The 22259-nt window shown below is 64.4% G+C and carries 33 protein-coding genes and 1 pseudogene; 31 read left to right on the top strand and 3 right to left on the bottom strand.

The genetic code is table 11. The annotated features are described in order from the left end of the window. The 31 genes and pseudogenes from RSA25_RS12210 to RSA25_RS12060 form a co-directional block, all read left to right on the top strand. A pseudogene (locus tag RSA25_RS12210) lies at positions 1 to 101 on the top strand (elongation factor Tu); the annotation flags it as partial. Positions 102 to 433: 332 nt separating this feature from the next. Further along, positions 434 to 745, top strand: coding sequence for a 30S ribosomal protein S10 (rpsJ, locus tag RSA25_RS12205; RefSeq protein WP_010341589.1), 312 nt, complete (start codon positions 434 to 436; stop codon positions 743 to 745). Between the two features lie 11 nt (positions 746 to 756). Next, entirely contained in the window at positions 757 to 1407 is a 651-nt protein-coding gene (rplC, locus tag RSA25_RS12200; RefSeq protein WP_332809131.1) for a 50S ribosomal protein L3, read from the top strand. Positions 1408 to 1419: 12 nt separating this feature from the next. After that, positions 1420 to 2025, top strand: coding sequence for a 50S ribosomal protein L4 (gene rplD / locus RSA25_RS12195; protein WP_332809132.1), 606 nt, complete (start codon positions 1420 to 1422; stop codon positions 2023 to 2025). Beyond that, entirely contained in the window at positions 2022 to 2321 is a 300-nt protein-coding gene (gene rplW / locus RSA25_RS12190; protein ID WP_038690294.1) for a 50S ribosomal protein L23, read from the top strand. Before rplD ends, rplW begins: the two co-directional genes overlap by 4 nt. 10 nt (positions 2322 to 2331) lie before the next feature. Next, the gene (gene rplB / locus RSA25_RS12185; protein ID WP_038690292.1) at positions 2332 to 3159 is read left to right on the top strand and encodes a 50S ribosomal protein L2; all 828 of its coding nucleotides are present in this window, start codon (positions 2332 to 2334) and stop codon (positions 3157 to 3159) included. A 6-nt stretch (positions 3160 to 3165) separates the two neighbouring features. Next, positions 3166 to 3435 carry a 30S ribosomal protein S19 gene (gene rpsS / locus RSA25_RS12180; protein WP_017355409.1) on the top strand — a complete coding sequence of 90 codons (270 nt, stop codon included), beginning with the start codon at positions 3166 to 3168 and terminating at the stop codon, positions 3433 to 3435. A 12-nt stretch (positions 3436 to 3447) separates the two neighbouring features. Further along, entirely contained in the window at positions 3448 to 3783 is a 336-nt protein-coding gene (gene rplV / locus RSA25_RS12175) for a 50S ribosomal protein L22 (RefSeq protein ID WP_017355410.1), read from the top strand. A 17-nt stretch (positions 3784 to 3800) separates the two neighbouring features. Continuing rightward, on the top strand, positions 3801 to 4532 hold the full coding sequence (gene rpsC / locus RSA25_RS12170) for a 30S ribosomal protein S3 (protein WP_042614225.1): 732 nt from the start codon (positions 3801 to 3803) through the stop codon (positions 4530 to 4532). Positions 4533 to 4537: 5 nt separating this feature from the next. Continuing rightward, positions 4538 to 4951, top strand: coding sequence for a 50S ribosomal protein L16 (gene rplP / locus RSA25_RS12165; RefSeq protein WP_017355412.1), 414 nt, complete (start codon positions 4538 to 4540; stop codon positions 4949 to 4951). After that, a complete protein-coding gene (gene rpmC / locus RSA25_RS12160) occupies positions 4951 to 5136 on the top strand; it encodes a 50S ribosomal protein L29 (RefSeq protein ID WP_017355413.1) in 186 nt (61 codons plus the stop codon). The genes rplP and rpmC overlap by 1 nt, the downstream gene beginning before the upstream one ends. A gap of 11 nt (positions 5137 to 5147) precedes the next feature. Further along, positions 5148 to 5417 carry a 30S ribosomal protein S17 gene (rpsQ, locus tag RSA25_RS12155; protein ID WP_017355414.1) on the top strand — a complete coding sequence of 90 codons (270 nt, stop codon included), beginning with the start codon at positions 5148 to 5150 and terminating at the stop codon, positions 5415 to 5417. Positions 5418 to 5430: 13 nt separating this feature from the next. Then, positions 5431 to 5799, top strand: a complete 369-nt coding sequence (rplN, locus tag RSA25_RS12150; protein WP_332809130.1) for a 50S ribosomal protein L14 — start codon at positions 5431 to 5433, stop codon at positions 5797 to 5799. A gap of 16 nt (positions 5800 to 5815) precedes the next feature. Beyond that, positions 5816 to 6133 carry a 50S ribosomal protein L24 gene (gene rplX, locus RSA25_RS12145; protein ID WP_017355416.1) on the top strand — a complete coding sequence of 106 codons (318 nt, stop codon included), beginning with the start codon at positions 5816 to 5818 and terminating at the stop codon, positions 6131 to 6133. 11 nt (positions 6134 to 6144) lie between these two features. Then, positions 6145 to 6687 carry a 50S ribosomal protein L5 gene (rplE, locus tag RSA25_RS12140; protein ID WP_038690283.1) on the top strand — a complete coding sequence of 181 codons (543 nt, stop codon included), beginning with the start codon at positions 6145 to 6147 and terminating at the stop codon, positions 6685 to 6687. A gap of 18 nt (positions 6688 to 6705) precedes the next feature. Further along, a complete protein-coding gene (rpsN, locus tag RSA25_RS12135; protein ID WP_256776220.1) occupies positions 6706 to 7011 on the top strand; it encodes a 30S ribosomal protein S14 in 306 nt (101 codons plus the stop codon). A gap of 270 nt (positions 7012 to 7281) precedes the next feature. Further along, positions 7282 to 7680, top strand: coding sequence for a 30S ribosomal protein S8 (gene rpsH, locus RSA25_RS12130; protein ID WP_019186156.1), 399 nt, complete (start codon positions 7282 to 7284; stop codon positions 7678 to 7680). Between the two features lie 18 nt (positions 7681 to 7698). Next, on the top strand, positions 7699 to 8226 hold the full coding sequence (gene rplF, locus RSA25_RS12125; protein ID WP_332809129.1) for a 50S ribosomal protein L6: 528 nt from the start codon (positions 7699 to 7701) through the stop codon (positions 8224 to 8226). A 95-nt stretch (positions 8227 to 8321) separates the two neighbouring features. Next, on the top strand, positions 8322 to 8681 hold the full coding sequence (rplR, locus tag RSA25_RS12120; protein ID WP_332809128.1) for a 50S ribosomal protein L18: 360 nt from the start codon (positions 8322 to 8324) through the stop codon (positions 8679 to 8681). A gap of 158 nt (positions 8682 to 8839) precedes the next feature. Further along, positions 8840 to 9382: a 30S ribosomal protein S5 gene (gene rpsE / locus RSA25_RS12115; RefSeq protein WP_312236983.1), complete on the top strand. Its 543-nt coding sequence runs from the start codon at positions 8840 to 8842 to the stop codon at positions 9380 to 9382. Beyond that, positions 9375 to 9566 (top strand): 50S ribosomal protein L30, encoded by a 192-nt coding sequence (gene rpmD, locus RSA25_RS12110; protein WP_259209892.1) that lies wholly within the window; start codon positions 9375 to 9377, stop codon positions 9564 to 9566. The genes rpsE and rpmD overlap by 8 nt, the downstream gene beginning before the upstream one ends. Positions 9567 to 9570: 4 nt before the next feature. Then, positions 9571 to 10014: a 50S ribosomal protein L15 gene (gene rplO / locus RSA25_RS12105; RefSeq protein ID WP_019186161.1), complete on the top strand. Its 444-nt coding sequence runs from the start codon at positions 9571 to 9573 to the stop codon at positions 10012 to 10014. Between the two features lie 3 nt (positions 10015 to 10017). Continuing rightward, entirely contained in the window at positions 10018 to 11373 is a 1356-nt protein-coding gene (gene secY, locus RSA25_RS12100) for a preprotein translocase subunit SecY (RefSeq protein ID WP_332809127.1), read from the top strand. Between the two features lie 363 nt (positions 11374 to 11736). After that, the gene (gene rpsM, locus RSA25_RS12095; RefSeq protein WP_019186163.1) at positions 11737 to 12093 is read left to right on the top strand and encodes a 30S ribosomal protein S13; all 357 of its coding nucleotides are present in this window, start codon (positions 11737 to 11739) and stop codon (positions 12091 to 12093) included. 12 nt (positions 12094 to 12105) lie between these two features. Beyond that, the gene (gene rpsK / locus RSA25_RS12090) at positions 12106 to 12495 is read left to right on the top strand and encodes a 30S ribosomal protein S11 (protein ID WP_017355427.1); all 390 of its coding nucleotides are present in this window, start codon (positions 12106 to 12108) and stop codon (positions 12493 to 12495) included. A 14-nt stretch (positions 12496 to 12509) separates the two neighbouring features. After that, entirely contained in the window at positions 12510 to 13139 is a 630-nt protein-coding gene (rpsD, locus tag RSA25_RS12085; protein WP_332809126.1) for a 30S ribosomal protein S4, read from the top strand. A gap of 55 nt (positions 13140 to 13194) precedes the next feature. After that, entirely contained in the window at positions 13195 to 14193 is a 999-nt protein-coding gene (gene rpoA, locus RSA25_RS12080; RefSeq protein WP_017355429.1) for a DNA-directed RNA polymerase subunit alpha, read from the top strand. A gap of 200 nt (positions 14194 to 14393) precedes the next feature. Then, on the top strand, positions 14394 to 14780 hold the full coding sequence (gene rplQ, locus RSA25_RS12075; protein ID WP_038690259.1) for a 50S ribosomal protein L17: 387 nt from the start codon (positions 14394 to 14396) through the stop codon (positions 14778 to 14780). 177 nt (positions 14781 to 14957) lie between these two features. Next, the gene (locus RSA25_RS12070) at positions 14958 to 15470 is read left to right on the top strand and encodes a disulfide bond formation protein B (RefSeq protein WP_332809125.1); all 513 of its coding nucleotides are present in this window, start codon (positions 14958 to 14960) and stop codon (positions 15468 to 15470) included. Positions 15471 to 15505: 35 nt separating this feature from the next. Next, complete coding sequence (locus RSA25_RS12065; RefSeq protein ID WP_332809124.1) at positions 15506 to 16888, top strand: 3-deoxy-7-phosphoheptulonate synthase class II; 1383 nt, start codon at positions 15506 to 15508, stop codon at positions 16886 to 16888. A 175-nt stretch (positions 16889 to 17063) separates the two neighbouring features. Continuing rightward, positions 17064 to 18146: a mechanosensitive ion channel family protein gene (locus RSA25_RS12060; protein ID WP_332809123.1), complete on the top strand. Its 1083-nt coding sequence runs from the start codon at positions 17064 to 17066 to the stop codon at positions 18144 to 18146. A gap of 27 nt (positions 18147 to 18173) precedes the next feature. On the opposite strand, the gene RSA25_RS12055 is transcribed toward RSA25_RS12060, so the two are convergent. From RSA25_RS12055 to typA, 3 genes are read right to left on the bottom strand one after another with little or no spacing between them, the layout of a single operon-like run. Further along, a complete protein-coding gene (locus RSA25_RS12055; protein ID WP_332809122.1) occupies positions 18174 to 19802 on the bottom strand; it encodes an amidase in 1629 nt (542 codons plus the stop codon). Between the two features lie 56 nt (positions 19803 to 19858). After that, positions 19859 to 20344, bottom strand: a complete 486-nt coding sequence (locus RSA25_RS12050; RefSeq protein WP_332809121.1) for a DUF2127 domain-containing protein — start codon at positions 20342 to 20344, stop codon at positions 19859 to 19861. Positions 20345 to 20357: 13 nt separating this feature from the next. Further along, positions 20358 to 22205, bottom strand: coding sequence for a translational GTPase TypA (gene typA / locus RSA25_RS12045; RefSeq protein ID WP_332809120.1), 1848 nt, complete (start codon positions 22203 to 22205; stop codon positions 20358 to 20360). Positions 22206 to 22259: the final 54 nt, after the last annotated feature.

Below are 22259 nucleotides of genomic sequence, written 5' to 3'. Positions count from 1 at the left end.
CGCTGATCAACCCGGTCGCCATGGACGAAGGCCTGCGCTTCGCGATTCGTGAAGGCGGCCGTACCGTCGGCGCCGGCGTGGTCTCCAAGATCATCGCGTAATCTGCTAGAATCTGCGCCCCGATGTTGCCTGGGTAGGGCATCGGGGTTGCCGAAAAACGGGAAAAGAGGCGCAGGACGCACCTCGTGTTCCCCAGACCAGGAAGGGTCGCGCCATTCAGGCAGTGTCAACAGGTCCCCTGTTGACCGCCGCGTTGTATGCGCGCTATACTTTTTGTCTGGGCAGATCGGGAGACCGGTCTGCCTCGATTTTTGAGGTCTATGGAAAGATCTTGTCGCCGCACGGATGTGCGGCGTCCGCATTCAGGATATTCATGGGACAAGGCAACCCAGAGGCCTTGTCCGTCGCTCTTTTAACGAAGGAAATTACCGCCATGGCGGACCAAAAGATCCGGATTCGGTTGAAGGCGTTCGATCATCGTTTGATCGACCGTTCGGCCAGCGAGATCGTTGAAACGGCAAAGCGGACCGGCGCGCAAGTGCGTGGCCCGATCCCGCTGCCGACCAAGATCGAGCGCTACACCATCCTCGTCTCCCCGCACGTCGACAAGGACGCGCGTGACCAGTACGAGACCCGCACGCACAAGCGCGTGCTTGACATCGTTGACCCGAACGACAAGACCGTGGACGCGCTGATGAAGCTCGAACTGGCTGCCGGCGTCGACGTTCAGATCAAGCTGACCTGAGGACTACGACCATGACGAAGAAATATTCGTTGGGCTTCGTGGGCCGCAAGGCTGGCATGAGCCGCGTGTTCACCGAAGATGGCCAGGCCATCCCGGTGACCCTGATTGAAGCAACCCCCAACCGCATCGCGCAGATCAAGACCGTCGAAGCTGACGGCTACAGCGCCGTGCAGGTGACCGTCGGCGCGCGTCGCGCTGCCCTGGTCAACAAGCCGGAAGCCGGTCACTTCGCCAAGGCGAAGGTCGAAGCCGGTCGTGGCCTGTGGGAATTCCGCGTTGAAGACGCCCAGCTCGGCGATTTCGCCGTCGGCGGCGAAGTCAAGGCGGACATCTTTGAAGTTGGCCAGAAGGTCGACGTCCAGGGTGTCACCAAGGGTAAGGGCTTCCAGGGCACCATCAAGCGCTACAACTTCCGTATGGGCGATGCAACCCACGGTAACTCGCTGTCGCATCGCGCGCCGGGTTCCTTGGGCCAGCGCCAGACCCCGGGTCGCGTTTTCCCGGGTAAGAAGATGTCCGGCCACATGGGTTCGGTGCAGCAGAGCACCCAGAACCTTGAAGTGGTGAAGGTCGATGTCGAGCGTGGTCTGATCGCGATCCGTGGTGCCGTTCCGGGCGCAGCGGGTGGTGACGTGATCGTTCGTCCGGCTAGCAAGGCATAAGGAGAGATGACGATGGAACTCGTTATCACGGGTAGCAACAACAAGGTCTCGGTCTCCGATGCCGTGTTCGGTCGCGATTTCAGCGAAGATCTGGTCCACCAGGTCGTCGTTGCTTACCGCAACGCCGGTCGCGCCGGCACCAAGGCACAGAAGACTCGCTCCGAAGTGGCTGGTACCACCAAGAAGTCGAAGAAGCAGAAGGGCGGCGGCGCGCGTCATGGCGCACTGACGGCTCCGATCTTCGTCGGCGGCGGTGTCACCTTCGCGGCCAAGCCGCGCAGCTTCGAGCAGAAGGTCAATCGCAAGCAGTACCGTGCAGCCATGTGCGCGATCCTGTCCGAGCTGAACCGTCAGGGCCGTCTGACCATCGTGGAGGCCTTCGATGTCGAAGCGACCAACACGAAGGCGCTGATCGCCAAGCTGGCCGGCCTGGAAGTGGGCAAGCGTCCGCTGATCGTCACCGAAGATGCTTCCGAGCACCTGTACCTGTCGGCGCGCAACATTCCCTACGTGGAAGTGCGTGACGTCCAGGGCCTGGACCCGGTGTCGCTGGTCGGTGCCGACACGGTCGTCATCACCGCTGATGCGGTCAAGAAGGTCGAGGAGTGGCTGGCATGAGCGCCAACGAGAAAATCTTCAGCGTTCTTCGCGCTCCGCGTGTCTCCGAAAAGACCGCGCGCCTGCAGGAACATTCCAACCAGTATGTCTTCGAAGTCTCGAACGAAGCTACCAAGGCCGATGTAAAGGCCGCGGTTGAGCAGCTGTTCGACGTCAAGGTCGAGTCGGTCAACGTGCTGAACGTGAAGGGCAAGAACAAGTCCTTCCGTAACCGCACCGGCCGCCGCGGCGATTGGCGCAAGGCGTACGTGCGTCTCGCCGATGGCCAGTCCATCGATGTAACGGCCAAGGCCTGAGGTACATCCCATGCCATTGATGAAATTCAAGCCCACTTCCCCCGGCCGCCGTTCGGCCGTGCGCGTGGTTACGCCCGATCTGCACAAGGGCGCACCGCACGCAGCGTTGCTGGAGCCGCAGAGCAAGTCCGGTGGTCGTAACCACCACGGCCGCATCACCACCCGTCACGTTGGTGGTGGCCACAAGCAGCACTACCGTGTCATCGACTTCAAGCGCAACAAGGAAGGCATTCCGGCGCGCGTGGAACGCATCGAATACGATCCGAACCGCACCGCCCATATCGCCCTGCTGTGCTACGTCGACGGCGAGCGCCGCTACATCATCGCACCGAAGGGCCTGAAGGCCGGTGACCAGGTGATCGCGGGTTCGGATGCGCCGATCAAGACCGGCAACACCCTGCCGCTGCGCAACATCCCGGTTGGTACCACTGTCCACGGCATCGAACTGAAGCCGGGCAAGGGTGCCCAGATCGCGCGTGCCGCCGGCGCTGCCGTGCAGCTCGTCGCTCGTGAAGGCATCTACGCCACCCTGCGCCTGCGCTCGGGTGAAATGCGCAAGGTGCCGGTCGAGTGCCGCGCCACGATCGGTGAAGTCGGCAACGACGAACACAACCTGGAAAAGCTGGGCAAGGCTGGCGCCAAGCGCTGGCGTGGTGTCCGCCCGACCGTTCGTGGTGCTGCCATGAACCCGGTTGACCACCCGCACGGTGGTGGTGAGGCGAAGGCCGGCCAGGGCAACCCGCATCCGGTCACCCCGTGGGGTGTCCCGACCAAGGGTTACAAGACGCGCAAGAACAAGCGCACCCAGCAATTCATCGTCCGCGATCGTAGGGGCTAATCGACCATGGCACGTTCACTCAAGAAGGGCCCGTTCGTCGATCACCACCTCGTCAAGAAGGTGGAGGCCGCTGCGGGTAGCAAGAAGCCGATCAAGACCTGGTCGCGCCGTTCGATGATCCTGCCGGAAATGGTAGGCATCACCATCGCCGTTCATAACGGTAAGAACCACGTTCCGGTGCTCGTCAACGAGAACATGGTCGGCCACAAGCTCGGCGAATTTGCCATCACCCGGACCTTCAAGGGCCACGGTGGTGACAAGAAGTCGGGCAAGTAAGGAGAGATGACAATGGAAGCGAAAGCAATCCTGCGCTCCGCGCGCATCTCTGCGCAGAAAGCCCGCCTGGTCGCTGACCAGGTGCGCGGCCTGCCGGCCGAGCGTGCGGTCAACCTGCTGAAGTTCTCGGACAAGAAGGCTGCCCACCTGATCAAGAAGGTGGTGGAGTCGGCTATCGCAAATGCCGAAAACAACCAGGGCGCCGACGTCGACGAGCTGAAGGTTCAGACCATCATGGTAGATGAAGGTCCGACCCTGAAGCGTTTCATGGCGCGGGCGAAAGGCCGCGGCACCCGCATCCTCAAGCGCACCAGCCACATCACTGTGGTTGTGGGCGCCGGCAAGTAAGCGGAAAGGAAAACACCATGGGTCATAAAGTTCATCCGATTGGTATCCGCCTCGGCATTTCCAAGGACTGGAACTCCAAGTGGTACGCCAACAAGGCCGAGTTCGCTGGTTACCTGGCAGCCGACCTGAAGGTGCGGGAAATGCTGCGCAAGAAGCTCGCGCAGGCCGGCATCAGCAAGATCCTTATCGAGCGTCCGGCCAAGACCGCCCGCGTGACGATCCACACCGCCCGTCCGGGCGTGGTGATCGGCAAGCGTGGCGAGGACATCGAGAAGCTGCGCAAGGAAGTGAGCGAGATGATGGGCGTCCCGGCGCACATCAACGTCACCGAAGTGCGCAAGCCCGAGCTGGACGCGCAGCTGGTTGCCGAGTCGATCGCGCAGCAGCTGGAGCGTCGCATCATGTTCCGCCGCGCCATGAAGCGCTCGGTCGGCAACGCGATGCGCCTCGGTGCCCTGGGCATCAAGGTCAACGTCGGTGGCCGCTTGAACGGTGCGGAAATCGCCCGTTCGGAGTGGTACCGCGAAGGCCGCGTGCCGCTGCACACGCTGCGTGCCGACATCGACTATGGCTTCGCTGAAGCCAAGACGACCTACGGCATCATCGGCATCAAGGTCTGGATCTACAAGGGCGAGGTTTTCGATTTCTCCCAGGTTGGCCAGGAAAAGCAGGACGATTCCCCGCGCAACGATCGTAATGATCGCGGCGACCGTGGTGACCGTCAGCGCCCGGCCCGTGAAGCGAGGTAACGACAATGTTGCAACCCAAGCGAACCAAGTACCGCAAGGTACACAAGGGCCGTAACGATGGCCTGAGCTGGAGCGCCAACGCTGTCAGCTTCGGCGAATACGGCCTGAAGGCAACCGCTCATGGTCAGCTGACCGCGCGTCAGATCGAAGCGGCCCGCCGCTCGATCAGCCGCTACGTCAAGCGCGGCGGCAAGATGTGGATCCGTGTGTTCCCCGACAAGCCGATCACCAAGAAGCCCATCGAAGTCCGAATGGGTTCTGGTAAGGGCAACGTGGAATACTGGGTCGCCCAGATCCAGCCCGGCCGCATGATCTATGAAATTGAAGGTGTGGATGAAAGCGTGGCCCGCGAGGCGTTCCGCCTGGCGGCTGCCAAGCTCTCCGTGACCACCACCTTCGTGACCCGGACGGTGATGTAATGGATATCAAACAACTTCGCGAAAAGTCGGCTGACGATCTGAAGGCCCACCTGACCGACCTGCGTAAGGAGCAGTTCTCGCTCCGTATGCAGCAGGTTACTGGCCAGCTGCCGAAGACTCACGAAACCCGCCGGGTCCGCCGCGAGATTGCTCGCGTCAAGACCCTGCTCGGCAGCACCAAGTAAGGATGGCCGCGATGAGCGACAATACTGAAAACAAGACGCTGCGCACGGTCGAAGGCCGTGTCGTCAGCAACAAGATGGACAAGACGGTCACCGTGCTGGTGGAACGCCTGGTCAAGCACGCCCTGTACGGCAAGTACATCAAGCGTTCGACCAAGCTGCACGCCCACGATGCCGACAACGCCTGCAACGAAGGCGATGTCGTGCGCGTGACCGAAATTGCTCCGATGTCCAAGACCAAGAACTGGCGCGTGGTGGAAGTCATCACGCGTGCGGCTGAATAAGGAGATCTGAATCATGATCCAGATGCAGAGCTACCTTGACGTCGCGGACAACTCGGGTGCCAAGCAGGTGATGTGCTTCAAGGTGCTGGGTGGTTCCAAGCGCCGTTACGCCGGCATCGGCGACATCATCAAGGTCACCGTGAAGGATGCGATTCCGCGCGGCAAGGTCAAGAAGGGTGAAGTGTATGACGCCGTCGTGGTGCGTACCCGCAAGGGTGTGCGTCGCGCCGACGGTTCGCTGATCCGTTTCGACGCCAACGCCGCGGTCCTGCTCAACAACAAGCAAGAGCCGATCGGCACCCGCATCTTCGGGCCGGTGACCCGTGAACTTCGTTCCGAGAAGTTCATGAAGATCGTCTCGCTCGCTCCCGAAGTGCTGTGAGCGACAGGAGATAATCATGGCTAACCGTATCAAGAAGGGCGACCAGGTCGTCGTCAACACCGGCAAGGACAAGGGCAAGCAGGGCGAAGTCGTCCGCGTCGACGGCGATCGTGTGATCGTCGCCAACGTGAACATCGTCAAGCGCCACACCAAGCCGAACCCGCAGGCAGGCGTTGCCGGCGGCGTGGTCGAGCGTGAAGCGTCGATCCATATCTCCAACGTGAATGTGCTGAACCCGGCTTCGGGCAAGGGCGAACGCGTTGGCTTCAAGGTGCTGGAGGATGGACGCAAACTGCGTGTGTTCCGCTCCAGCGGTGAGGCGCTCGACGCCTGAGGAATGGACTGATGAATACCCGTCTCGAAAAGTTTTACAAGGAAGAAGTGGTGCCGGCGCTGATGAAGCAGTTCGGCTACACCAATCCGATGCAGGTTCCGAAGCTGGTCAAGGTCACCCTGAACATGGGTGTCGGCGAAGCAGCCACGAACAAGAAGATCCTGGAAAATGCCGTCGCCGACATGGCCAAGGTCTCCGGCCAGAAGCCGATCGTGACCAAGTCCCGCGTCTCGGTGGCTTCGTTCAAGATCCGCGATGGTTGGCCGATCGGCTGCAAGACCACGCTGCGTCGTGAAAAGATGTACGAGTTCCTGGATCGCCTGATCAACATCTCGCTGCCGCGCGTGCGCGACTTCCGTGGTGTCTCGGGCCGTTCCTTCGACGGTCGCGGCAACTTCAACATGGGTGTGAAGGAACAGATCATCTTCCCGGAAATCGACTTCGACGCTGTCGACGCGATCCGCGGCATGGATATCGCCATCACCACCACCGCCAAGACCGATGCGGAAGCGAAGGCGCTGCTGGCAGCGTTCAAGTTCCCGTTCCGTAACTGATACGTCGAGGAATTCGAAATGGCAAAGACCTCCATGGTCAACCGCGATCTGAAGCGCGCCAAGCTGGCCGTCAAGTTCGCTGGCAAGCGTGAAGAGCTGAAGAAGATCATCTCCAGCACGACCGCTTCGTACGACGAAAAGGCTGACGCCGTAGTCAAGTTGCAGAAGCTGCCGCGCGATTCGTCGCCGAGCCGCCACCGCAACCGCTGCGAACTGTCCGGCCGCCCGCGTGGCGTCTACAGCAAGTTCGGCCTCGGCCGCAACAAGCTGCGCGAAGCCACCATGCGTGGTGACGTGCCGGGCCTGCGCAAGGCCAGCTGGTAAGGGATTCGTCCCGGAACCTGCCCCGCGTCCCCTGGACGTGGGGCAGGGGGACCGACCGGTTCATTCAGGTTTGTCCCCAATTGAAGAGCCCGACGCAAGTCGGGCTCTTTTTGCCGTATACTCCCGCTTCTCACTCAACCGCAAGGCAGGGTGGGCGCTGGAAACGCGGCCCATCGGTCCGCTGAACAAGGCAACAGGGGCCTGGCCCATCCCAGGAACACAGCAAGATTTTCGCGAAAGCGGATATCGGTGCACTCAAAGGTATCGACTATGAGCATGACTGATCCCATCGCCGACCTGCTGGTACGCATCAAGAATGCGGCCGCGGTTGGCAAGCAGACGGTGAAGGCACCGTCCTCCAAGATCAAGGTTGCAATCGCAGAAGTGTTGAAGGCCGAAGGCTACATCACCGACCTGCGCGTCACCAAGATCGAGAACAACAAGGCCGAGCTTGAAATCGTCCTGAAGTATTTCGAGGGCAAGCCGGTCATCGAGACCCTGAAGCGCTTCTCGCGTTCGGGTCTGCGCCAGTACCGTGGCAAGTCCGAGCTGCCGAAGGTCCTCAACGGCCTGGGCATCTCCATCATCTCCACCTCCAAGGGCATCATGACTGATGCGCAGGCGCGCCAGTTGGGCGTCGGCGGCGAAGTCCTGTGCTTCGTGGCCTAAGGCGAGAAGGAAACTACTATGTCCCGCGTAGCCAAGAAGCCGGTCAACCTGCCCAAGGGCGTTGAACTGAACATCCAGCCGGAATCCGTCAGCGTGAAGGGCCCCAAGGGCACCCTGTCGCTGCCCAAGGTTGCTGGCGTTGAAATCACCGTCGACAACGGCGTTGCCACCCTGGCCGCCAACGATCCGTCGCTGACCGCCCTCACCGGCACCGTGCGCGCCATCCTGGCCAACATGGTCAAGGGCGTCACCGATGGCTTCGAGCGCAAGCTCGAGCTGGTCGGCGTCGGTTACCGCGCCGCGATGCAGGGCAAGGACCTGAGCCTGTCGCTCGGTTTCTCGCACCCGGTCGTGTTCGTGGCCCCGGAAGGCATCACCATCACCACCCCGACCCAGACCGAAGTGCTGGTCCAGGGCGCTGACAAGCAGCAGGTCGGTGAAGTGGCTGCCAAGATCCGTGGCTACCGTCCGCCGGAGCCCTACAAGGGCAAGGGTGTGAAGTACGCCGGCGAAGTCATCATTCGTAAGGAAGCCAAGAAGGCCTAATCAGGCGCGGGAACTTCCACGGGCACCCGGCCGTCACCGGTCGGGCGCCTCAAAGCAAAAGCCCGCTTCACTTCAGCTTTCAAGGAACTCAAATCATGAGCATCAACAAGAACATCGCCCGCCTGCGTCGCGCCAAGTCGACCCGTGCACACATCCGCGTTCTCGGCGTGCCGCGTCTGTCGGTGCTGCGCACCGGTCAGCACCTGTACGCCCAGGTCTTCACCGCCGATGGCTCCAAGGTGCTGGCTGCTGCCAACACCACCCAGGCCGACGTCAAGGAAGGCCTGAAGAACGGCAAGAACAGCGACGCCGCCGCCAAGGTGGGCAAGCTGGTCGCCGAGCGCGCCAAGGCCGCGGGCATCGAGAAGGTCGCTTTCGACCGCTCGGGCTACCGCTACCACGGCCGCATCAAGGCACTGGCCGAAGCAGCCCGCGAAGGCGGCCTGCAGTTCTAAGGGATACGGGGGCAGGGCACGGCCCTGCCTCCACCTGCCTGCCGGCGCGGGTTGCGCCGGGCGGCGTCCTTCTTATGCAGGGGCGTGCGCGTCACCGCTACATCTCACAGCTATAAGCGGCCCTGAGCCGTACATACCCAATCAATCAAGGAATCAACATGGCAGAAGAACGTCAGCAGCGGGGTCGCGATCGCGACCGTAACCGCGAAGAGAAAGTCGACGACGGCATGATCGAGAAGCTGGTCGCGGTCAACCGCGTCAGCAAGACCGTCAAGGGCGGTCGTCAGTTCACCTTCACCGCACTGACCGTGGTCGGTGACGGCGCAGGCAAGGTCGGTTTCGGTTATGGCAAGGCGCGCGAAGTGCCGGTCGCCATCCAGAAGTCGATGGAGCAGGCTCGCAAGAACCTGGCCGACGTCGATCTGAACAACGGCACCCTGTGGCATGCGGTCAAGTCCGGCCACGGCGCAGCCCGCGTGTTCATGATGCCGGCCTCCGAAGGTACCGGCGTCATCGCCGGCGGTGCCATGCGCGCCGTGCTGGAAGCCGTTGGCGTCAAGAACGTGCTGGCCAAGGCCGTCGGTTCGCGCAACCCGATCAACTTGGTTCGCGCCACGCTGAAGGGTCTGTCGGAAATGCAGTCGCCGGCTCGCATCGCGGCCAAGCGCGGCAAGAAGGTGGAGGATCTCAACCATGGCTAATGAAACCGGCAAGACCGTCAAGGTCCGCCTGGTGGGCGGCCTGCGTGGCACCCAGTCGCGTCACCGCCTGTCGGTGCGTGCCCTGGGCCTGAACAAGCTCAACGATGTCCGTGAACTGAAGGACAGCCCGCAGGTTCGCGGTCTGATCAACAAGGTTCATTACCTCGTCAAGGTTGAGGAATAATCCAATGACCATGCATCTCAATGAACTGAGCCCGGCACCGGGCGCGCGCAAAGAGCGCACCCGCGTCGGCCGTGGTATCGGCTCCGGCCTGGGCAAGACCTGCGGCCGCGGCCACAAGGGTTCGTTCGCCCGTAAGGGTGGCGGCAAGATCAAGGCGGGCTTCGAAGGCGGCCAGACCCCCATGCAGCGTCGTCTGCCGAAGGTCGGTTTCCGTTCCAAGATCGCCAAGGACACTGCCGAAGTGTTGTCCTACCAGCTGGAGCGCCTGGAAGCGGGTGAGATCGACTTCGCCGCGCTGCGCGCTGCCAAGCTGGTCCCGAGCACCGCCAAGCGTGCCAAGATCGTCATGAAGGGCGACCTGACCAAGGCGTTCACCCTGAAGGGCGTCGCTGCAACGGCCAGTGCCAAGGCCGCGATCGAAGCTGCCGGCGGCAGCGTACAGGAGTAAGACATGGCGCAAGCTGGCATTGGTAACCTCGGCGGCGGGCTCGGCAAGTTCACGGAACTTCGTCAGCGTCTGCTGTTCGTCATCGGGGCATTGATCGTCTATCGCATCGGCTGTTATGTGCCGGTGCCGGGCGTGAATCCTGATGCCATGCTTGCGCTCATGCAGGCGCAGGGCGGCGGCATCGTGGACATGTTCAACATGTTCTCGGGCGGCGCCCTGCACCGTTTCAGCATTTTCGCGCTGAACGTGATGCCGTACATCTCGGCGTCCATCGTGATGCAGCTGGCGGTCCATATCTTCCCGGCATTGAAGGCAATGCAGAAGGAAGGTGAGTCGGGCCGTCGCAAGATCACCCAATATTCCCGCATCGGCGCCGTGTTCCTGGCGGTGGTGCAGGGCGGCAGCATCGCGCTGGCGCTGCAGAACCAGGTGTCGCCGAGCGGCGCGCCGGTCGTGTATGCCCCGGGCATGGGCTTCGTGCTCACCGCCGTGGTCGCGCTGACCGCCGGCACCATCTTCCTGATGTGGGTCGGCGAGCAGGTCACCGAGCGTGGCATCGGCAACGGTGTGTCGCTGATCATCTTCGCCGGCATCGTGGCCGGCCTGCCGGGCGCGGTCATCCACACCGTGGAAGCCTACCGCGACGGCAACATGAGCTTCATCTCGCTGCTGCTGATCGTGCTGGTGGTGCTGGCCTTCACCTACTTCGTGGTGTTCGTCGAGCGCGGGCAACGGCGGATCACGGTCAATTACGCGCGCCGCCAGGGCGGTCGCAACGCGTACATGAACCAGACCTCGTTCCTGCCGCTGAAGCTGAACATGGCGGGCGTGATCCCGGCCATCTTCGCCTCGAGCATCCTGGCGTTCCCGACCACCCTGGCCATGTGGTCCGGCCAGGCCAGTTCGGCCACCTGGCTGCAGAAGGTCGCCAACGCGCTGGGCCCGGGCGAGCCGCTGCACATGATCGTGTTCGCGGCGCTGATCACCGGTTTCGCGTTCTTCTATACCGCGCTGGTGTTCAACTCGCAGGAAACCGCCGACAACCTGAAGAAGTCCGGTGCGCTGATTCCGGGTATCCGTCCGGGCAAGGCGACCGCCGACTACGTGGATGCCGTGCTGACCCGCCTGACCGCGGCCGGTTCGCTGTACCTGGTGATCGTCTGCCTGCTGCCGGAAATCATGCGCACCCAGCTGGGCGCCTCCTTCTACTTCGGCGGCACCTCGCTGCTGATCGTGGTGGTGGTGGTGATGGACTTCATTGCCCAGATCCAGGCGCACCTGATGTCGCACCAGTACGAGAGCCTGTTGAAGAAGGCCAACCTGAAGGGCGGCAACCGCGGCGGTTTTGCCCGCGGCTGATTCACCTGCTACACTATCGTCTTCCTGACGTGATGGTCCTCCGCTTCGCGGACTCTGGCCACACAAACGAAGGGCGGCCCCCGCAGCGGTTCCGGGTGGGGGTGAGATCGGGTCGTCCTGCGCTGGAGTAGCGCGGGCGGCGCCGGAAGAGGGCATCCAGATGCTTTCTTCCGGGGTCAACCTGGTCCGGCGCCGGAGCCTGGGCACACTCCCTGGGCCGGGTTCGTGAAACCTTGTGTTTCACGGGCTTCCAAGTAGACCGGAACCTTGTTAGTATCGCTGGCTCACTTTTTGATCCATCCTGCCGGATTGGCGCGCCCCGTGGGTGCGCTGTCGGCCATCACTCAGCTGGAGAATCGCGTCATGGCGCGTATTGCAGGCGTCAACCTGCCAGCCCAGAAGCACGTCTGGGTCGGGTTGCAAAGCATTTACGGCATCGGCCGTACCCGTTCGAAGAAGGTCTGCGACGCTGCAGGCGTGACCTCGACCACCAAGATCCGCGATCTGTCGGAGCCGGAAATCGAGCGTCTGCGTCTCGAAGTCGGCAAGTACATCGTGGAAGGCGATCTGCGCCGTGAAATCGGTATCGCGATCAAGCGCCTGATGGATCTGGGCTGCTACCGCGGTCTGCGTCACCGTCGCGGCCTGCCGCTGCGTGGCCAGCGCACCCGTACCAACGCCCGCACCCGCAAGGGCCCGCGCAAGGCGATCAGGAAGTAAGGGACCTAAGAAATGGCTAAGCCCGTCGCTAAGACCAAGAAGAAGATCAAGCGCGTCGTCACTGACGGCGTTGCCCACGTCCACGCTTCTTTCAACAACACCATCGTGACCATCACCGACCGTCAGGGCAATGCCCTGTCGTGGGCGACCTCCGGTGGCGCTGGCTTCCGCGGTTCGCGCAAGTCCACCCCGTTCGCTGCCCAGGTGGCTGCCGAGAAGGCCGGCCGTGCCGCGCTCGACTACGGCGTCAAGTCCCTGGAAGTCCGCATCAAGGGCCCGGGTCCGGGTCGTGAGTCGGCCGTGCGCTCGCTGAACAACGTGGGCTACAAGATCACCAACATCATCGACGTGACGCCTATCCCGCACAACGGGTGCCGTCCGCCGAAGAAGCGTCGCGTCTAAAGGAGCGATAAGAAATGGCTCGTTATATCGGTCCTACCTGTAAGCTCGCCCGCCGCGAAGGCGCCGACCTTTCCCTCAAGAGCCCGGCGCGCGCGCTGGACTCCAAGTGCAAGCTGGAGCAGAAGCCCGGCCAGCACGGCGCGACCGCCCGCAAGGGCAAGCTGTCCGACTACGCCACCCAGCTGCGTGAAAAGCAGAAGGTCAAGCGTATCTACGGTCTGCTGGAGCGTCAGTTCCGCAACTACTACAAGAAGGCCTCGACCAAGAAGGGCAACACCGGCGAGAACCTCCTGCAGCTGCTGGAAACCCGCCTGGACAACGTTGTCTATCGCATGGGCTTCGCTGTGACCCGTCCGGCTGCCCGTCAGCTGGTCTCGCACCGCGGCGTCACCGTGAACGGCAAGTCGGTCAACCTGGCTTCTTACCAGGTCAAGGCTGGCGACGCTGTCGCGCTGTCCGAAAAGGCTGCCAAGCAGCTGCGCGTTCAGGAAGCCCTGACCGTTGCTGCCACGCACGACCTGCGTCCGTCGTGGGTTGAAGTGGATTCCGGCAAGTTCGCCGGCATCTTCAAGGCGGTTCCGGATCGTGCGGACCTGCCTGCGGATATCAACGAAGCGCTGATCGTCGAGTTGTATTCGAAGTAATTCACATTGGAGAATCCCCGGCGACGGCCGGGGATTCACTAGGAGAACCCGCAACATGACGGTTACCGCCAACCAGGTTCTGCGTCCTCGCGGTCCGCAGATCGAACGCCTTACCGACACCCGCGCCAAGGTCGTTATCGAACCCTTGGAGCGTGGTTACGGGCATACGCTGGGCAATGCCCTGCGTCGCGTGCTGCTGTCGTCCATCCCGGGCTTCGCCATCACGGAAGTTGAGATCGACGGCGTACTGCACGAGTACACCACGCTCGAAGGCTTGCAGGAAGACGTGCTTGAAGTCCTGCTCAACCTGAAGGACGTGGCCATCCGTATGCATACGGGTGACAGCGCGACCCTGTCGCTGTCCAAGCAGGGTCCGGGTGTCGTGACCGCTGCCGATATCAAGGTCGATCACAACGTCGAGATCCTCAACAACGACCATATCATTTGCCACCTGACCAAGGACACGGCAATCAATATGCGTCTGAAGATCGAGCGTGGTTTCGGCTACCAGCCGGCGGCCGCGCGTCGTCGTCCGGATGAAGAAACCCGTGCCATCGGTCGTCTGGTCCTGGACGCCTCGTTCTCGCCGGTCCGTCGCGTCGCCTACTCGGTGGAAGCGGCCCGCGTCGAACAGCGTACCGACCTGGACAAGCTGGTGCTGGACATCGAAACCAACGGCACGATCGATGCCGAGGAAGCCGTGCGCACTGCCGCGGATATCCTCAGCGATCAGCTGTCGGTGTTCGGTGACTTCACCCATCGCGACCGCGGTGCGGCCAAGCCGGCCAACAACGGCGTGGATCCGGTGCTGCTGCGCCCGATCGACGACCTGGAGTTGACCGTGCGCTCGGCCAACTGCCTGAAGGCAGAGAGCATCTATTACATCGGCGATCTGATCCAGAAGACCGAAGTGGAGCTGCTCAAGACCCCGAACCTCGGCAAGAAGTCGCTGACCGAGATCAAGGAAGTCCTCGCACAGCGCGGTCTTTCGCTTGGCATGAAGCTGGAGAACTGGCCGCCGGCCGGTGTCGCCCAGCACGGCATGCTCGGCTGATCCAGCACGACGCAAGATGCTTGACCCCGCACCTTCGGGTGCGGGGGCTTCACCGCAGTACCTCGCATCGACAGGCCCATAGCCTGCGGTGACGGTCGGCCAGGAGGGCCGGCATCGGACCATCCGCAGTCCAAGCAGCAACGCCAGGATGGCGACAGCGATACCCAAACGATCCAGCATTCAATCAAGGAATCATTCCCATGCGTCATATGAAGTCCGGCCGCAAGTTCAACCGTACCAGCGCCCACCGCGAAGCGATGTTCAAGAACATGGCCGCCTCGCTGTTCAAGCACGAGCTGATCAAGACCACGCTGCCGAAGGCCAAGGAACTGCGCCGCGTCGCCGAGCCGCTGATCACCCTGGCCAAGGTCGACTCCGTCGCCAACCGTCGTCTGGCGTTTGCCCGCCTGCGTGACAACGAAGCCGTCGGCAACCTGTTCACCATCCTGGGCCCGCGCTACGCGACCCGTCCGGGCGGCTACCTGCGTCTGCTGAAGTGCGGCTTCCGCGCCGGCGACAATGCGCCGATGGCCTACGTCGAACTGGTCGACCGTCCGGCTGCCGTGGCTGAAGCCGTCGAAGAATAATCGACGCGCAACACCCGTAATTCGGTGAAGAACCCGGCCTCGTGCCGGGTTTTTCCGTTTAGGCGGGTAGGTGAACACACTGTCCGGTCCGGGGCGCCGATATTCGGCAGCCACGCAGCGGCGATGGCGGTGGATGGCCTGTTAATCTTGGCGTCTGGACTTTGACGAGTGTTGGCAATGAATCCATTGCGCTGGAATTACCGCGCCCAGTTCCTGCTGGGCTTCCTGGTCTGCGCCGGGCTGCTTGCCTACGCGATCTTCCTGCAGCTCAAGATCGGGCTGGAGCCGTGCCCGCTGTGCATCTTCCAGCGGATCGCGTTTGCCGCCCTGGGCCTGCTGTTCCTGATCGGCGCCCTGCACGGGCCGCGCGACCGCGGCGGGCGGGGCACCTACGGCGTGCTGGCCTTCATCGCCGCCGCCGTGGGCATCGGCATCGCCGGTCGCCACGTCTACGTGCAGCTGCTGCCCAAGGACATGGGCTCCAGCTGCGGGCCGCCGCTGGCGTTCCTGAGCGAGACCATGGGCCCGCTGGAGGTGTTCCGCACGGTGCTGACCGGGACCGGTGACTGCGGCAACATCGACTGGCAGTTCCTCGGCCTGACCATGCCGATGTGGAGCCTGGTGTGGTTCGTGCTGCTGGGCGCCTGGGCGCTGTTCAGCTCCTTCCGCCGGCCCACCCTGGCCCCCTGAATTCCCCTGATACGCAACGCTTTCTGGACACCCTGATGAACGCTACCGACCGTGCCGCTCCGCCCGCCATGCTGCCTGCCGACTGGTCGCCGGAGAGCTGGCGCGGCAAGCCGGGCCTGCAGATGCCGACCTACCCGGACCCGGTGGCGCTGGACGCCTCGCTGCATGAGCTCAAGCGGCTGCCGCCGCTGGTGACGTCGTGGGAGATCCTGGCGCTCAAGCAGCAGCTGGCCGACGCCCAGGAAGGCAAGCGCTTCCTGCTGCAGGGCGGTGACTGTGCGGAGAACTTCAGCGACTGCGAATCCACCACCATCTCCAACCGGCTCAAGGTGCTGCTGCAGATGAGCCTGGTGCTGGTGCACGGCATGCGCAAGCCGGTGATCCGCGTGGGGCGCTTCGCCGGGCAATATGCCAAGCCGCGCTCTGCCGATACCGAGACCCGCGACGGCGTGACCCTGCCCAGCTATCGCGGCGATGTGATCAACGCACCGGAGTTCACCGAGGCGGCGCGGCTGCCGGACCCGCGACGGATGCTGCAGGCCCACGCGCACTCGGCGATGACGATGAACTTCGTGCGCGCCCTGATCGACGGCGGTTTCGCCGACCTGCACCACCCCGAGTACTGGAACCTGGACTGGGTGAAGCATTCGCCGCTGGCCGCCGACTACCAGAAGATGGTGGCCTCGATCGGCGATGCGGTGCACTTCATGGAGACCCTGGCCGGGGTACGCGTGCACAACCTCAACCGGATCGATTTCTACACCTCGCACGAGGCGCTGCTGCTGCCCTACGAGCAGGCGCTGACCCGCCAGGTGCCGCGCCAGCACGGCTGGTTGAACCTGAGCACACACTACCCGTGGATCGGCATGCGCACCGCGGCGCTGGAGGGCGCGCACGTGGAATACCTGCGTGGGGTGCGCAATCCGATCGCGATCAAGGTGGGCCCGTCGGTGCAGCCGGACCAGCTGCTGCGCCTGATCGACGTGCTCAACCCCGACGACGAGCCGGGCCGCCTGAGCTTCATCCACCGCATGGGGGCGGCGCAGATCGCCGAGAAGCTGCCGCCGCTGCTGGACGCGGTCAAGCGCGATGGCCGGCGCGTGCTGTGGGTGTGCGATGCGATGCATGGCAACACCGAGAGCACCAGCAACGGTTACAAGACGCGTCGCTTCGACAACGTGCGCGGCGAAGTGGAGATGTCCTTCGACCTGCACGCGGCCGCCGGCACGCGGCTGGGCGGCGTGCATCTGGAGCTGACCGGCGAGGACGTGACCGAATGCACCGGCGGTGCGCGTGAGCTCACCGAGGGCGACCTGGCGCGCGCCTACCGTTCGTCGGTCGACCCGCGCCTGAACTACGAACAGTCGCTGGAGATCGCCATGGCGATCGTGCGCAAGCAGCAGCACTACGCCGGCTGACCGCGAGTGCGGCGGCCGGTGAGCCGGTGGCCGCACACGACGCCGTCCACGCGCGGCTTACATCCGGCTGACGTGCTGGTCATGGCCCTGCTGGCATCCTGCGGTCTTCCTTGGCGGATCGCAGGCGGTCGCGGTGACAGTGGACTGGCAGCAGGCGGGATTGTATCTATGGCCGATGGGCATCGCATTGGCGGTCGGAGTCACCGGGTGGTGGCTGCTGATGGCGCTCACCCGGCGGCTCAAGGGCCGTGACTACCGGCGGGCGCGCATCGCCCGGGTGATCAGCCGACCGCTGGCGTTCGCGCTGCCGCTGCTGGTGCTGATCCCGGCGCTGGAAGCCACTCCGCTGGACGGGCGCTGGCTGGACCAGTCGCTGCGACTGCTGCATATCGGGCTCACCGCCTGCGTGATCTGGCTGCTGGTGCGTGCGGTGGCCGCCGGTGAGCAGGCCATCCTGCGCGAGCATCCGATGGAGGTCGCCGACAACCTGGAGGCGCGCCGCATCCAGACCCAGACCCGCGTGCTCAGCCGGGTGCTGATGGGCGCCATCATCCTGGTCGGGGTCTCGCTGATCTTGCTGACCTTCCCCATGGTGCGCCAGATCGGCACCGCGCTGCTGGCATCGGCCGGCATCATCGGACTGGTGGCCGGCATCGCGGCCAAGCCCGTATTCGGCAACCTGATCGCGGGCCTGCAGATCGCCCTGACCCAGCCGATCCGGCTGGACGACGTGGTGATCGTGGAGGGCGAATGGGGGCGGGTGGAAGAAATCGGCAGCAGCTACGTGGTGGTGCGCATCTGGGACGAGCGCCGGATGGTGGTACCGCTGACCTGGTTCATCGAGCACCCCTTCCAGAACTGGACCCGCCGCAGCGCCGACCTGCTGGGCACCGCGTTCCTGTGGCTGGACTATCGCGCCCCGATCGCGGCCCTGCGCGCGGAGCTGGAACGCATCTGCAAGGGCGAGGCGCTGTGGGATGGCCGGGTCTGCGTGACCCAGGTCACCGAGACCACCGAGCACACCTTGCAGGTGCGCCTGCTGGTGAGCGCGCGCAACTCCGGTGATGCCTTCGACCTGCGCTGCATCGTGCGTGAGCGCATGCTGGACTTCCTGGCGCGCGAGCATCCGCAGGCCCTGCCGCGCACCCGTGCCGAGCTGCTGCAGCAGCCCGACCCGGGCCTGCGCGGGCCCCGCTCGCAGCCGGCCGAGGACGTGCGCTCGCCGGGCGCCGAAGACGGTCCACCGGCCGCCGGGTAGGTGCCGACCGTGGGTCGGCCCGACGGGTTACGGCGGGTTGGGATTGGCCAGCAGGGTGTCGGTCTTGAACCGCGGTGGGCGCCGCGCGCGGGTGCGCTGCTCGTAGGCGTACCCCAGTTCGATCAGGCGCGGCTCGCTCCACGCGGTGCCCATGAACAGCAGGCCGAGCGGCAGCCCGTTCACGTGGGCCATGGGCACGCTAAGGCTGGGATAGCCGGCTACCGCGGCCGCGCTGTAGCTCTCGCCCGGGAAGGCGTCGCCGCTGCCGCTGCGGATCGGCCAGGCGGTGCCGGTGGTCGGTGCGATCAGCGCGTCCAGTTGCTGGGCGCGCAGTGCCGCATCGATGCCTTCCGGGCCCGCCAGGCGGCGTGCGAGGCTGCGCGCGGCGATGTAGTCCGGGCTGCCCAGGCCACCGGCGGCGGCCGCCTGCTCCATCAGGTCCTGGCCGAACGGCAGCAGCTCCTCGTCGGCGTGTGCGCGGTTCCAGGCGATGACCTGGTCCAGGTCGCGCAGGGGCGCCTTGTAGGTGACCAGGTAGCGCTGCAGCCCGGCCTTGAACTCGTGCAGCAGCACCACCCGTTCGGCGTCTTCCCATTGGCCCTGGGTGGGCAGCTGCACCGGCACCACCACCGCGCCAGCCTCGCGCAGCACGCCGATCGCATGCTGCAGGGCGGGGCCGATCCCGGGCAACTGGTCCAGCGGGCCATACACCACGCCGATGCGCGCCCCGCGCAGGCTGTCCGGGTTGAGCCGGGAGGTGTAGTCGTAGACCGCGCGCCCGGGCATGGTGGCGGTGGCCGGGTCGGCGTCGTCGCGGCCGGCCATCGCGGTCAGCAGCGTGGCCGCATCGGCGACGCTGCGCGCCATCGGGCCGGCGGTGTCCTGGCTGAAGGAGATCGGGAGGATGCCTTCGCGGCTGACCAGCCCCACCGTCGGCTTGAGCCCGACCACGCCGTTGACCGCCGCCGGGCAGACGATGCTGCCGTCGGTTTCGGTGCCGATGGCCGCAGCCGCAAGATTGGCCGACACGGCCACCGCGCTGCCGCTGCTGGACCCGCAGGGCGAGTGGCTGAGCCGGTACGGGTTGCGGGTCTGGCCACCGCGCGCGCTCCAGCCGGATTGGGATTGGCTGGAGCGGAAGTTGGCCCATTCGCTCAGGTTGGTCTTGCCCAGGATCACCGCCCCGGCCGCGCGCAGGCGGGTGACCAGGAAGGCATCGTCGGGGCGGAACCGGGCCAGCGCCAGCGAGCCGGCGCTGTTGCTCATCGGGCGTGCGCCGATGTTGTCCTTGAGCAGGATCGGGATGCCGTGCAATGGCCCCCGCAGTTGCCCGCGCCGGCGCTCCGCATCCAGCGCGGTGGCGTCCTTGAGGGCATCGGGGTTGAGCTCGATCACCGCGTTCAGGCGTGGCCCGGCACGGTCCAGGCGGGCGATCCGGGCCAGGTAGGCGCGCGTCAGGCCGACGCTGTCCAGGGTGCCCGCGGCCATCTGCGCCTGCAGGTCGGCGATGTCCGTTTCGGCATACGCAAAGGGGACGTTGGCGGCCGCGGGCGCGGCGGTGGCAGCCGGCGATTCGCTGGCGTGGACCGGGGCAGGCGCAGGCGCACAGCCGCACTGCGACACGACCATCAACATCGATGTCAGCGGCAGACGCATGTGGGGGTTCCGGTAACCGGCGCTCAGGCTAACCAGCCAGTGCCACGCTTGGCAACTCAGCGCGGGCCGGTGGGGAGGGGATGGCGCTTGCGGATATCGCGGGCGAGCACGCCGACCACGATCAGGTTGATCACCAGCACCGACCACGAGGCCCAGCCAGGGTGGCGGATGATGGCGTAGATATCGAACGGCAGGTAGATGCCGGCAGTGACGCAGCCCAGCCAGGAGGCCCAGGCCTTGGCGCGCCAGAGGCCCCAGGCCTCGAAGAGATGCAGCACCCCGTAGGCCAGCATGGCCACCGCGGCCAGGTGCACCGCATCGGGATTGATCATGTTGAGCAGCGAGGGCAGGGTGCCGTGATCCGGGTCCAGGCTGAAACGCCGGATCAGGGCATTGACCGCATCGCGCAATGGCTGCGGACCGAGCATTTCCAGCCCGGTCGCCGCCAACAGCGCCAGGACCGCCTTGCTGGCTTCCAGCAAGGCGATCAGGTGAAGCCCCGGATGCTTGTGAGGATCCGGGTTGTAGGGCGTGTCGGTCACGGAGGGTGTCCGATCAGCCGCCGCGCGAGGCCTTCTTGCGGTCGCTTTCGGTCAGGCCCTTCTTGCGCAGACGGATTTCCTTCGGGGTGATTTCCACCAGCTCGTCGTCTTCGATGAAGTCCAGGGCCTGTTCCAGCGAGTACTTGATCGCCGGGGTCAGCTGGATCGCATCGTCCTTGCCCGAGGCGCGCATGTTGGTCAGCGGCTTGGTCTTGATCGCGTTGACGGTCAGGTCGTTGTCCTTGGAGTGGATGCCGACCAGCTGGCCTTCATACACGTTGTCGCCTTCGGCAGCGAACAGCTTGCCGCGTTCCTGCAGCGGCCCCAGGGAGTACGCCGGGGTGGCACCCGGGGCGTTGGCGATCATCACGCCGTTCTGGCGCTTGGCGATGGCGCCCTGTTCCTTCGGACCGTAGTGGTCGAACACGTGGAACAGCAGGCCCGAACCCTGGGTGAGGGTCTTGAACTCGTTCTGGAAACCGATCAGGCCACGGGCCGGGATCTGGTATTCCAGGCGCACACGGCCCTTGCCGTCCGGCTCCATGTTCTTCAGGGCGCCCTTGCGCGAGCCCAGCTTCTCCATGACGCCGCCCTGGTGCTGCTCTTCGATGTCCACCACCAGCTGTTCGATCGGCTCCATGGCCTGGCCGTCGATCTGCTTGATGATCACTTCCGGGCGCGACACGGCCAGCTCGTAGCCTTCACGACGCATGTTCTCGATCAGCACCGACAGGTGCAGTTCGCCACGGCCGGAGACCAGGAACTTGTCGGCGTCTTCCAGCTGTTCCACCTTCAGGGCCACGTTGTGGACCTGCTCGCGGTCCAGGCGGTCCTTGATCTGGCGGCTGGTCAGGAACTTGCCACCGGACAGGTCCTTGTTGCCGGCGAACGGCGAGTTGTTGACCTGGAAGGTCATCGAGATGGTCGGCTCGTCGACGGTCAGCGCCGGCAGTGCTTCCGGGGTGTCCGGGTGGCACAGGGTGTCGGAGATGGTCAGCTCGGCGATACCGGAGATGGCGACGATGTCACCGGCTTCGGCGGTGTCCTGCTCGATGCGCTCCAGGCCCAGGAAGCCCAGCACCTGCGCGACCTTGCCGTTGCGCTTCTTGCCTTCGCGGTCGATCACGGCGACCTGCATGCCCTTCTTCAGGGTGCCGCGCTGGATGCGGCCGATGCCGATCACGCCCACGAAATTGTTGTAGTCCAGCTGGCTGATGCGCATCTGGAACGGGCCTTCCGGGTCCACTTCCGGACGCGGGGCGTGCTGCATGATCGCTTCGTACAGCGCGGTCATGTCGCCGTCGCGCACGGTGTCTTCCAGGCCGGCGTAGCCGTTCAGGGCCGAGGCGTAGACGATCGGGAAGTCCAGCTGTTCATTGGTGGCGCCGAGCTTGTCGAACAGGTCGAAGACCTGGTCGATCACCCACTCCGGACGCGAGCCCGGGCGGTCGACCTTGTTGACCACCACGATCGGCTTGAAGCCCATCGCGAAGGCCTTCTGGGTGACGAAGCGGGTCTGCGGCATCGGGCCGTCCATCGCGTCGACGAGGATCAGCACGGTGTCCACCATCGACAGCACGCGCTCCACTTCACCGCCGAAGTCGGCGTGTCCCGGGGTGTCGACGATGTTGATCCGGTTCTTGATACCGGTCTTCTTGTCTTCCCAGGTGATGGCCGTGTTCTTGGCCAGGATGGTGATGCCGCGTTCCTTTTCCTGATCGTTGCTGTCCATGACGCGCTCGGCGAGCACGGTGCGTTCGGACAGGGTGCCGGACTGCTTCAGCAGCTGGTCGACCAGGGTGGTCTTGCCATGGTCGACGTGGGCGACGATGGCGATGTTGCGAAGATTTTCGATAGACATGCGAAAGGGGGCCAGTCGGCGCCGGATTTGGAAAAAGAAGTCCAACATTATACG

Source organism: Stenotrophomonas sp. (assembly GCF_036662295.1).
Taxonomy (GTDB): Bacteria; Pseudomonadota; Gammaproteobacteria; order Xanthomonadales; family Xanthomonadaceae; genus Stenotrophomonas.
This window is presented reverse-complemented; position numbering and strand designations above follow the sequence as displayed.

Bases quoted from the DNA above. Each gene is read 5' to 3' on its own strand.
- RSA25_RS12070 (WP_332809125.1), top strand. From the start codon at position 14,958: ATGAATCCATTGCGCTGGAATTACCGCGCCCAGTTCCTGCTGGGCTTC.
- rpmD (WP_259209892.1), top strand. From the start codon at position 9,375: ATGGCTAATGAAACCGGCAAGACCGTCAAGGTCCGCCTGGTGGGCGGC.
- rplR (WP_332809128.1), top strand. From the start codon at position 8,322: ATGAGCATCAACAAGAACATCGCCCGCCTGCGTCGCGCCAAGTCGACC.
- RSA25_RS12065 (WP_332809124.1), top strand. From the start codon at position 15,506: ATGAACGCTACCGACCGTGCCGCTCCGCCCGCCATGCTGCCTGCCGAC.
- rplE (WP_038690283.1), top strand. From the start codon at position 6,145: ATGAATACCCGTCTCGAAAAGTTTTACAAGGAAGAAGTGGTGCCGGCG.
- rpsJ (WP_010341589.1), top strand. From the start codon at position 434: ATGGCGGACCAAAAGATCCGGATTCGGTTGAAGGCGTTCGATCATCGT.
- rpsD (WP_332809126.1), top strand. From the start codon at position 12,510: ATGGCTCGTTATATCGGTCCTACCTGTAAGCTCGCCCGCCGCGAAGGC.
- rpsM (WP_019186163.1), top strand. From the start codon at position 11,737: ATGGCGCGTATTGCAGGCGTCAACCTGCCAGCCCAGAAGCACGTCTGG.
- rpoA (WP_017355429.1), top strand. From the start codon at position 13,195: ATGACGGTTACCGCCAACCAGGTTCTGCGTCCTCGCGGTCCGCAGATC.
- rplD (WP_332809132.1), top strand. From the start codon at position 1,420: ATGGAACTCGTTATCACGGGTAGCAACAACAAGGTCTCGGTCTCCGAT.
- rpmC (WP_017355413.1), top strand. From the start codon at position 4,951: ATGGATATCAAACAACTTCGCGAAAAGTCGGCTGACGATCTGAAGGCC.
- RSA25_RS12060 (WP_332809123.1), top strand. From the start codon at position 17,064: ATGGGCATCGCATTGGCGGTCGGAGTCACCGGGTGGTGGCTGCTGATG.
- rplW (WP_038690294.1), top strand. From the start codon at position 2,022: ATGAGCGCCAACGAGAAAATCTTCAGCGTTCTTCGCGCTCCGCGTGTC.
- rpsK (WP_017355427.1), top strand. From the start codon at position 12,106: ATGGCTAAGCCCGTCGCTAAGACCAAGAAGAAGATCAAGCGCGTCGTC.
- rplC (WP_332809131.1), top strand. From the start codon at position 757: ATGACGAAGAAATATTCGTTGGGCTTCGTGGGCCGCAAGGCTGGCATG.
- RSA25_RS12055 (WP_332809122.1), bottom strand. From the start codon at position 19,802: ATGCGTCTGCCGCTGACATCGATGTTGATGGTCGTGTCGCAGTGCGGC.
- rpsQ (WP_017355414.1), top strand. From the start codon at position 5,148: ATGAGCGACAATACTGAAAACAAGACGCTGCGCACGGTCGAAGGCCGT.
- rpsH (WP_019186156.1), top strand. From the start codon at position 7,282: ATGAGCATGACTGATCCCATCGCCGACCTGCTGGTACGCATCAAGAAT.
- rpsN (WP_256776220.1), top strand. From the start codon at position 6,706: ATGGCAAAGACCTCCATGGTCAACCGCGATCTGAAGCGCGCCAAGCTG.
- rplV (WP_017355410.1), top strand. From the start codon at position 3,448: ATGGAAGCGAAAGCAATCCTGCGCTCCGCGCGCATCTCTGCGCAGAAA.
- typA (WP_332809120.1), bottom strand. From the start codon at position 22,205: ATGTCTATCGAAAATCTTCGCAACATCGCCATCGTCGCCCACGTCGAC.
- rpsE (WP_312236983.1), top strand. From the start codon at position 8,840: ATGGCAGAAGAACGTCAGCAGCGGGGTCGCGATCGCGACCGTAACCGC.
- rplX (WP_017355416.1), top strand. From the start codon at position 5,816: ATGGCTAACCGTATCAAGAAGGGCGACCAGGTCGTCGTCAACACCGGC.
- rpsC (WP_042614225.1), top strand. From the start codon at position 3,801: ATGGGTCATAAAGTTCATCCGATTGGTATCCGCCTCGGCATTTCCAAG.
- rplP (WP_017355412.1), top strand. From the start codon at position 4,538: ATGTTGCAACCCAAGCGAACCAAGTACCGCAAGGTACACAAGGGCCGT.
- rplF (WP_332809129.1), top strand. From the start codon at position 7,699: ATGTCCCGCGTAGCCAAGAAGCCGGTCAACCTGCCCAAGGGCGTTGAA.
- rplB (WP_038690292.1), top strand. From the start codon at position 2,332: ATGCCATTGATGAAATTCAAGCCCACTTCCCCCGGCCGCCGTTCGGCC.
- rplO (WP_019186161.1), top strand. From the start codon at position 9,571: ATGACCATGCATCTCAATGAACTGAGCCCGGCACCGGGCGCGCGCAAA.
- rplQ (WP_038690259.1), top strand. From the start codon at position 14,394: ATGCGTCATATGAAGTCCGGCCGCAAGTTCAACCGTACCAGCGCCCAC.
- secY (WP_332809127.1), top strand. From the start codon at position 10,018: ATGGCGCAAGCTGGCATTGGTAACCTCGGCGGCGGGCTCGGCAAGTTC.
- rplN (WP_332809130.1), top strand. From the start codon at position 5,431: ATGATCCAGATGCAGAGCTACCTTGACGTCGCGGACAACTCGGGTGCC.
- rpsS (WP_017355409.1), top strand. From the start codon at position 3,166: ATGGCACGTTCACTCAAGAAGGGCCCGTTCGTCGATCACCACCTCGTC.